The organism is Roseicyclus sp. (assembly GCF_052168335.1).
In the GTDB taxonomy this organism is placed as follows: Bacteria; Pseudomonadota; Alphaproteobacteria; order Rhodobacterales; family Rhodobacteraceae; genus Roseibacterium.
Genome location: NZ_JBQLZP010000633.1, coordinates 1 through 5104, shown reverse-complemented (window position 1 = coordinate 5104; position 5104 = coordinate 1). Strand labels below are relative to the sequence as shown.

At 73.7% G+C, this 5104-nt stretch carries 3 protein-coding genes; all 3 read left to right on the top strand.

What is annotated here, in order from left to right:
• Nucleotides 1–1493 (top strand): PD-(D/E)XK nuclease family protein (locus ACTS11_RS19375; protein WP_442641927.1); only part of this gene is annotated, 1493 nt, incomplete at its 5' end.
• Entirely contained in the window at nucleotides 1490–4900 is a 3411-nt protein-coding gene (gene addA, locus ACTS11_RS19370) for a double-strand break repair helicase AddA (protein ID WP_442641926.1), read from the top strand. The genes ACTS11_RS19375 and addA, both read left to right, overlap by 4 nt.
• A 61-nt stretch (nucleotides 4901–4961) precedes the next feature.
• Nucleotides 4962–5104 (top strand): thioredoxin family protein (locus tag ACTS11_RS19365; protein WP_442641928.1); only part of this gene is annotated, 143 nt, incomplete at its 3' end.

Below are 5104 nucleotides of genomic sequence, written 5' to 3'. Positions count from 1 at the left end.
GGCTGGCCGAGGCGCTGGCCGCGGGCCCCGGCCTAACGGGTGCCGGAGAACTCTACGAGGAAGCCGAGGGTGAGGCCGCAGCGGCTCTCGCCGCCGACCTCCGGGCCGAGGGCGGGCACGGCGGGCCGATGACCGCGCGCGACTACGCCGACTTCGTCACCGCGCTCGCCGCCGACCGCGAGGCGCGGTCCGAGATCCGGCCGCACGCGCTGATCCAGATCTGGGGCACGCTCGAGGCGCGGGTGCAGGGCGCGGACCTCCTCATCCTCGGCGGGCTCAACGACGGGATCTGGCCCGCCGCGCCATCGGCCGATCCCTGGCTCAACCGGGCGCTCCGCGACGCGGCGGGCCTGCGCCTGCCCGACCGGGTGGTGGGCCTGTCCGCCCACGACTTCCAGCAGGCCGCCGCCGCGCCGGAGGTCTGGTTCTCCCGCGCGAGGCGGGACGCCGAGACGGACACGGTGCCTTCGCGCTGGCTGAACCGGATCGTGAACCTGCTGGAGGGGGCGAGCGATGCCTCGGCGGCGCAGCTTGCCGGGATGCGGGCGCGGGGCGCCGGCTGGGTCACGATGGCCGAGGCGCTGATGCGTCCCGCGGCGGAGGTGCCGCCCGCGCCGAGGCCCGCGCCCGCGCCGCCCGCCGCGGCGCGGCCCGACACGATCAGCGTCACCGAGGTCGAGCATCTCGTGCGCGATCCCTACCGCATCTACGCGCGTCGCGTGCTGGGGCTGCGGCCGCTCGACCCGCTGCGCGTCCGGCCCGACGCGGCGCTGAGGGGCACCGTGCTCCACGACGTCCTGCGGCGCTTCGTGGAGGAGACCGCCGAGGCTCTGCCTGCCGATGCCGAGGAACGCCTCCTCGGGCTGGCCGCAGACGTGCTGGAGGAGGCGGCGCCCTGGCCCGCCGCCCGCCGCCTCTGGCTCGCGAGGTTCGCCCGCGTCGTGCCGTGGTTCCTGACCACCGAGGCGGAGCGCCGCGCCTTCGCCGCACCGTGGCAGCGCGAGATCAAGGGAAAATGGACGCTGACCGGCCTGCCTTCGGGACGGACGGTGACGCTGACCGGCACCGCGGACCGGATCGACCGCCTGTCCGACGGGCGCGTCGCGATCTACGACTACAAGTCCGGCAAGCCGCCCACCGAGAAGGAGGAGCGCGGCTTCGCCCGGCAGCTCTGGCTCGAGGCGGCGATGGCGGCGGAAGGCGGCTTCGCCGGGCACGGGCCGCTCGAGACCGCGCGGATTGCCTATGTCGGGCTCGGCGCGTCGCCCGAGATCGTGGCCCATGATCCGACCGCCGGGGACATCGCCGCCGTGACGGCGGAGTTCCGGCGCCTCCTCGCGCATTACCTGCGGGCCGATGCGGGTTATACCGCGCGCCGGGCGGTGAAGAATGTCCTCTGGCGCGGCGACTACGACCAGCTCGCCCGCTACGGCGAATGGGACGAGACGGTGACGCCGGTGATCCTCCCCGTCGGGCGGGAGGGCACGCCGTGACCGCGATCCACGACGCCACGCTCGCCCAGGTCGAGGCCGCCGCGCCCGACGTGTCCACCTGGCTCTCGGCCAATGCCGGCAGCGGCAAGACCCGCGTGCTGACCGACCGGGTGGCGCGCCTCCTCCTGCGCGAGGTGCCGCCCGAGCGCATCCTCTGCCTGACCTACACCAAGGCGGCCGCGATGGAGATGCAGAACCGCCTGTTCGAGCGGCTGGGCAAGTGGGCGATGATGCCCGAGGACGAACTGCGCCGCACGCTCGCCGAGGTGGGCGTTCCGCAGGCGGACCTCGCGCCCGACCTCCTGTCGCGGGCCCGCACGCTCTTCGCCCGCGCCATCGAGACGCCGGGCGGTCTCAAGATCCAGACGATCCACTCCTTCTGCGCCTCGGTCCTGCGCCGCTTTCCGCTGGAGGCGGGGGTGAGCCCCGGCTTCACCGAGATCGACGAGCGCGTGCAGTCGCGCCTGATCGCCGATCTCCTCGACGAGATGGCGGGCGACCCGGCGCGGCAGGACGCCATCGACGCGGTCGTGCCCTATCTCGGCGACGAGGACGGTATCCTCGACCTCGCCCGCGCCGCCGCCCGTGAGGCGGAGGGGCTGGCCGAACCGCTGCCGTGGGAGGACATATGCGCCGCCGTGGGGATTGCTTCGGGCCTGACGGAGGAGGGGGTGCTGGCCGCCGTCCTCACCGGGGAGGAGCGGGAGGCCTGCGACGCGATCTGGCCGCACTTCGACGCGGAGAACCGCAACCAGGGCAAGATCCACCGCGTGCTCCGTGCCATGCCCTGGGAGGCGATGACGCTCGACACGTTGCGCGACCTCGAGGAGGTGTGCCTGACCGGCGCGACGGCGAACGAGCCTTTCGCCGCCAAGGGCACGAAGATCGGCAATCCGGCGATCCGCGACGCCATCGGCCCGGACGCCATGGCGGCCTTCGCCGATCTCACCCACCGCGTCGAGGCCGCACGACCCCTCCGCACCGGCCTCCTGACCGCGCGCAAGACCCATGCGCTGCACCGTTTCGCGGGCGCGTTCCTGCCGGCCTATGCCGCGGCGAAGGCCGCGCGCGGGTGGCTCGACTTCGACGATCTCATCGCCCGGATGCGCCAGCTCCTCAGCGCGCCGGGAATCGCGCAATGGGTGCTGTTCCGGCTCGACGGGGGGATCGACCACATCCTTGTCGACGAGGCGCAGGACACGAGCCCCGCGCAATGGGACATCGTCAAGCGCCTGGCCGAGGATTTCGCCGCCGGTGAAGGCGCGCGGGCCGACGTGCAGCGGACGATCTTCGTCGTCGGCGACAAGAAGCAGTCGATCTACTCCTTCCAGGGCGCGGACCCCGAGGGCTTCGACCGGATGCGCACGCATTTCGACGAGCGCCTGCGCGGGATCGGTCAGCCGCTCCAGCAGCGCGACCTGCTCTATTCCTTCCGGTCCGCGCCCGCGATCCTGCGGCTGGTGGACCATGTCTGCGGGCCGGAGGTGCCGACCTCGGTCGGCGACGCGCTCGAGCACAAGGCGTTCTTCGCGGAGAAGCCGGGGCGCGTCGATCTCTGGCCGCTGGTGGCGCCCGCCGCCGCCGCCGAGGAGGTCGCCTGGGACGATCCCCGCGACCTCGTCAGCGAGGATCACCATTACGCGGTGCTTGCGGGGCGGATCGCCGAGCGCATCGACGCGATGATCCACGAGGAGCGGCCGGTGATCGTCACGCGCGACGGCCCCCGCGCGGTCGAGGCCGGCGACATCCTGATCCTCGTCCGGCGGCGCTCGCCGCTCTTCCGGCAGATCATCGGCGCGCTCAAGCGGCGCGGCCTGCCCATCGCGGGCGTCGACCGGAGCGACCTGACCCAGCCGCTCGCCGTGCAGGACCTGCTCGCGCTCCTGCGGTTCCTGGCCACGCCCGAGGACGACCTGTCGCTTGCCGCCGTCCTGCGCTCGCCCATCGGCGGCTGGAGCGAGGACGACCTCTTCCGCCTCGCCCACGGGCGCAGGGGCTACCTCTGGCAGGCGCTCCGCGACCGCGCGGGGGAGAGGGCGGAGTGGACGGCGACCCGCGAGATGCTGAGCGATCTTCTCGGCAAGGCCGATTTCCGGCGGCCCTACGACCTGCTCGAGCGGGCGCTCGTGCGCCACGACGCGCGCATCCGCCTGACCGCGCGGCTGGGGCCCGAGGCGGAGGACGGCATCGACGCGATGCTGGCGCAGGCGCTCGCCTACGAACGCATGGAGGTGCCGAGCCTCACCGGCTTCATCGGCTGGCTCGAGGCGGGCGAGGTCACGGTCAAGCGCGACCTCTCGCAGGCGAAGGGCCAGATCCGGGTCATGACCGTGCACGGGGCGAAGGGGCTCGAGGCGCCGGTCGTGATCCTGCCCGACAGCCTCGACTGGCGCTCGCGCACCGGCGGCAGCCGCCTCGTGCGCGAGGGGGAGGGGCCCGTCCTCTGGGCGCCCGCGCGCGCCGACGCGGCCGAGACCGTCCGCGCCGCGCTGGAGGTCGAGGACGCGCGCCAGAAGGCGGAGCGCAACCGTCTCCTCTACGTCGCGCTGACGCGGGCCGAGAGCTGGCTGATCGTGGCGGGGGCGGGCAAGCTCTCGGACGACGGTGGCAGGCGCCCGGCGACATGGTACGGCGCGGTCGAGGCCGGTCTCGGCGCGCTGGGCGCCGCGACGTTGGCCGTGCCCGGCTTCGACGAGACGGGCCTGCGCCTCCAGACCGGTGACTTTCCGCACGCCGGGGATGCCGTGGCCGCGGCGGCCGCGCCCCGCGCTGCGCTGCCCGACTGGGTGCAACGCCCGGCACCGCCCGCGCCACGCGACCGCAAGGCGCGCTCGCCCTCCGACCTCGGCGGCGAGGAGGTTCTGCCTGGCGGCACGGGCGAGGGGCGGGAGGCCGCGATGAGGCGCGGGCGCCTCGTCCACCTGCTGCACGAACACCTGCCCGGGCTGCCCGCGCCCGCGTGGCGCGACGCCGCCCCGCAAATCGCGCAGATGGAGGCCGCCGACGTGACCGGGGCGGAGATCGCCGACGCCTACGCGGAGGCCGAGGCCGTCCTGACCGCGACGCACCTCGCCCATGTCTTCGCCCCCGGCACGCTGGCCGAGGTCACGGTCGCGGGCGACGACGCGGCGCTGGGCGACCCGCTGCTCGGAACGATCGACCGGCTGATCGTCGCCGAGGACCGTGTGCTCGCCGTCGACTTCAAGACCAACGCGGAGGTGCCGACCTCGCCCGCCGAGGTGCCGGAGGGTATCCTCCGCCAGATGGGGGCCTATGCCGCGATGCTCTCGGCGATCTATCCGGGGCGCGCCATCGGCACCGCGATCCTGTGGTCGCGGACCGGAGACCTGATGGACCTGCCTCACGATCTTGTGGCTGCGGCGCTGGCACGCGCAGGGTCTGCTTGACGCGCCGGGAGGGCCTTCATACCTTCTGCCCCCGAACCCTTGCCGCCGAGGAGGCCCGCCCATGGCAACCGTACCCGTGACTGACGCGACCTTCGATGCAGAAGTGCGCCAGTCGGACATCCCCGTCGTCGTCGATTTCTGGGCCGAGTGGTGCGGGCCCTGCAAGCAGATCGGTCCCGCGCTCGAGGAACTGTCGGACGAATA